The organism is Escherichia sp. KCJ4928 (assembly GCF_004352695.1).
Taxonomy (GTDB): Bacteria; Pseudomonadota; Gammaproteobacteria; order Enterobacterales; family Enterobacteriaceae; genus ECMA0423.
The window spans coordinates 1-3,705 of the sequence record NZ_SJWV01000274.1 but is presented as its reverse complement, the minus strand read 5'-3'; the positions used below and the strand labels follow the sequence as shown (position 1 = coordinate 3,705).

At 50.1% G+C, this 3,705-nt stretch carries 4 protein-coding genes; all 4 read left to right on the top strand.

What is annotated here, in order from left to right; translation table 11 throughout:
- Window positions 1–521: 521 nt before the first annotated feature.
- The 4 genes from cydA to ybgE are packed head-to-tail and all read left to right on the top strand — an operon-like array spanning window position 522 to window position 3,666.
- Complete coding sequence (cydA, locus tag E0D98_RS22220) at window positions 522–2,090, top strand: cytochrome ubiquinol oxidase subunit I (protein ID WP_000884361.1); 1,569 nt, start codon at window positions 522–524, stop codon at window positions 2,088–2,090.
- Window positions 2,091–2,105: 15 nt separating this feature from the next.
- On the top strand, window positions 2,106–3,245 hold the full coding sequence (gene cydB, locus E0D98_RS22215) for a cytochrome d ubiquinol oxidase subunit II (RefSeq protein ID WP_000568275.1): 1,140 nt from the start codon (window positions 2,106–2,108) through the stop codon (window positions 3,243–3,245).
- Between the two features lie 14 nt (window positions 3,246–3,259).
- Window positions 3,260–3,373, top strand: a complete 114-nt coding sequence (cydX, locus tag E0D98_RS22210; protein WP_000270282.1) for a cytochrome bd-I oxidase subunit CydX — start codon at window positions 3,260–3,262, stop codon at window positions 3,371–3,373.
- Window positions 3,373–3,666: a cyd operon protein YbgE gene (gene ybgE / locus E0D98_RS22205; RefSeq protein ID WP_000034602.1), complete on the top strand. Its 294-nt coding sequence runs from the start codon at window positions 3,373–3,375 to the stop codon at window positions 3,664–3,666. The genes cydX and ybgE overlap by 1 nt, the downstream gene beginning before the upstream one ends.
- Window positions 3,667–3,705 lie beyond the last annotated feature (39 nt).

Below are 3,705 nucleotides of genomic sequence, written 5' to 3'. Positions count from 1 at the left end.
GTATTAGCCAGTGACCAAAAAAAGAATTAAGGTCAACCGTGCTGTTTTTGCTTCGTCTCTTTTTATCTTTAATTGCCAACCGAAACTAATTTCAGCCTTATAACTCACACATTTTAAACATAAATGTCACTAAAGTTACCTTATTGAAACATGATTAACATAATTTGTAGGAATTGATATTTATCAATGTATAAGTCTTGGAAATGGGCATCAAAAAGAGATAAATTGTTCTCGATCAAATTGGCTGAAAGGCGGTAATTTAGCTATAAATTGATCACCGTCGAAAAATGCAAATTTGCTTCAACAAAAACCTGTTTATTGTAAGGATTTTGCGGCGTAATATATACGTGGGATCAATTTGAGTTTTTATTAACATGTTTGCAACCTTTCTTTACGCCGTTTTTGTGTGCATTCACATGGTATGATGAAAGTGTTCAAACAAATTTCTATTGGGGCATGCGTGTGACCCTTTCTAACGGGGTTCACTCTCGGAGTCTTCATGCGATGAGCAAGGAGTCATGATGTTAGATATAGTCGAACTGTCGCGCTTACAGTTTGCCTTGACCGCGATGTACCACTTCCTTTTTGTGCCACTGACGCTCGGTATGGCGTTCCTGCTGGCCATTATGGAAACGGTCTACGTCCTCTCCGGCAAACAGATTTATAAAGATATGACCAAGTTCTGGGGCAAGTTGTTTGGTATCAACTTCGCTCTGGGTGTGGCTACCGGTCTGACCATGGAGTTCCAGTTCGGGACTAACTGGTCTTACTATTCCCACTATGTAGGGGATATCTTCGGTGCGCCGCTGGCAATCGAAGGTCTGATGGCCTTCTTCCTCGAATCCACCTTTGTAGGTCTGTTCTTCTTCGGTTGGGATCGTCTGGGTAAAGTTCAGCATATGTGTGTCACCTGGCTGGTGGCGCTCGGTTCAAACCTGTCCGCACTGTGGATTCTGGTTGCGAACGGCTGGATGCAAAACCCAATCGCGTCCGATTTCAACTTTGAAACTATGCGTATGGAGATGGTGAGCTTCTCCGAGCTGGTGCTTAACCCGGTTGCTCAGGTGAAATTCGTTCACACTGTAGCGTCTGGTTATGTGACTGGCGCGATGTTCATCCTCGGTATCAGCGCATGGTATATGCTGAAAGGTCGTGACTTCGCCTTCGCTAAACGCTCCTTTGCTATCGCTGCCAGCTTCGGTATGGCTGCTGTTCTGTCTGTTATTGTTCTGGGTGATGAATCCGGCTACGAAATGGGCGACGTGCAGAAAACCAAACTGGCTGCTATTGAAGCCGAGTGGGAAACGCAACCTGCGCCTGCTGCCTTTACTCTGTTCGGCATTCCTGATCAGGAAGAGGAGACGAACAAATTTGCGATTCAGATCCCTTACGCACTGGGCATCATTGCAACGCGTTCCGTGGATACCCCGGTTATCGGCCTGAAAGAGCTGATGGTGCAGCATGAAGAACGCATTCGTAACGGGATGAAGGCGTACTCTCTGCTCGAACAACTGCGTTCTGGTTCTACCGACCAGGCGGTTCGTGACCAGTTCAATAGCATGAAGAAAGACCTCGGTTACGGTCTGCTGCTGAAACGCTATACGCCAAACGTGGCTGATGCGACTGAAGCGCAGATTCAACAGGCAACCAAAGACTCCATCCCGCGTGTAGCGCCGCTGTACTTTGCGTTCCGTATCATGGTGGCGTGTGGCTTCCTGCTTCTGGCAATCATCGCGCTCTCTTTCTGGAGTGTCATCCGCAACCGCATTGGCGAGAAAAAATGGCTTCTGCGCGCCGCGCTGTACGGTATTCCGCTGCCGTGGATTGCTGTAGAAGCGGGCTGGTTCGTGGCTGAATATGGCCGCCAACCGTGGGCTATCGGTGAAGTGCTGCCGACAGCTGTGGCGAACTCGTCACTGACCGCAGGCGATCTCATCTTCTCAATGGTGCTGATTTGCGGCCTGTATACCCTGTTCCTGGTGGCAGAATTGTTCTTAATGTTCAAATTTGCACGCCTCGGCCCAAGCAGCCTGAAAACCGGTCGCTATCACTTTGAGCAGTCTTCCACGACTACTCAGCCGGCACGCTAAGACAGGAGTCGTCAAATGATCGATTATGAAGTATTGCGTTTTATCTGGTGGCTGCTGGTTGGCGTTCTGCTGATTGGTTTTGCAGTCACTGACGGTTTCGACATGGGGGTGGGCATGCTCACCCGTTTCCTCGGTCGTAACGACACCGAGCGTCGAATTATGATTAACTCCATTGCACCACACTGGGACGGTAACCAGGTTTGGCTGATCACCGCGGGCGGCGCACTCTTTGCTGCCTGGCCGATGGTCTATGCTGCTGCGTTCTCCGGCTTCTATGTGGCGATGATCCTCGTGCTGGCGTCCTTGTTCTTCCGTCCGGTCGGTTTTGACTACCGCTCCAAGATTGAAGAAACCCGCTGGCGTAACATGTGGGACTGGGGCATCTTCATTGGTAGCTTCGTTCCGCCGTTGGTGATTGGTGTAGCGTTCGGTAACCTGTTGCAGGGCGTACCGTTCAACGTTGATGAATATCTGCGTCTGTACTACACCGGTAACTTCTTCCAGTTGCTTAACCCGTTCGGCCTGCTGGCAGGCGTGGTGAGCGTAGGGATGATCATTACTCAGGGCGCAACCTATCTGCAAATGCGTACCGTGGGCGAACTGCACCTGCGTACCCGTGCAACGGCTCAGGTGGCTGCACTGGTGACACTGGTCTGTTTCGCACTGGCTGGCGTATGGGTGATGTACGGTATCGATGGTTATGTCGTGAAATCGACAATGGACCATTACGCAGCCTCTAACCCACTGAATAAAGAAGTGGTTCGTGAAGCTGGCGCATGGCTGGTTAACTTCAACAACACGCCAATTCTGTGGGCTATTCCGGCACTGGGTGTGGTTCTGCCGCTGCTGACCATCCTGACTGCACGTATGGATAAAGCCGCGTGGGCGTTTGTGTTCTCTTCCCTGACGCTGGCCTGCATCATCCTGACTGCCGGTATCGCAATGTTCCCGTTTGTGATGCCGTCCAGCACCATGATGAACGCAAGTTTGACAATGTGGGATGCAACTTCCAGCCAGCTGACGCTTAACGTCATGACCTGGGTTGCGGTGGTTCTGGTACCGATCATTCTGCTCTACACCGCCTGGTGTTACTGGAAAATGTTCGGTCGTATCACCAAAGAAGATATTGAACGTAACACCCACTCTCTGTACTAAGTAAGGAGCTAAAAATGTGGTATTTCGCATGGATTCTGGGAACGCTTCTTGCCTGTTCGTTTGGGGTAATCACCGCGCTGGCGCTTGAACACGTCGAATCAGGCAAAGCCGGTCAAGAAGACATCTGATGAGTAAGATTATCGCGACTTTGTATGCGGTAATGGACAAGCGCCCCCTGCGGGCGCTTTCCTTCGTGATGGCGCTTCTGTTAGCAGGATGTATGTTTTGGGACCCATCTCGTTTTGCCGCGAAGACCAGTGAACTGGAAATCTGGCATGGTTTATTGCTGATGTGGGCCGTCTGTGCTGGTGTGATTCACGGCGTGGGCTTTCGTCCGCAGAAGGTTCTTTGGCAAGGGATTTTTTGCCCATTGCTTGCCGATATTGTTCTCATTGTCGGGCTGATTTTCTTCTTCTTTTAAATCAGAATTCTCTTTAAAAAATTATGGGCCGCTCCAGGC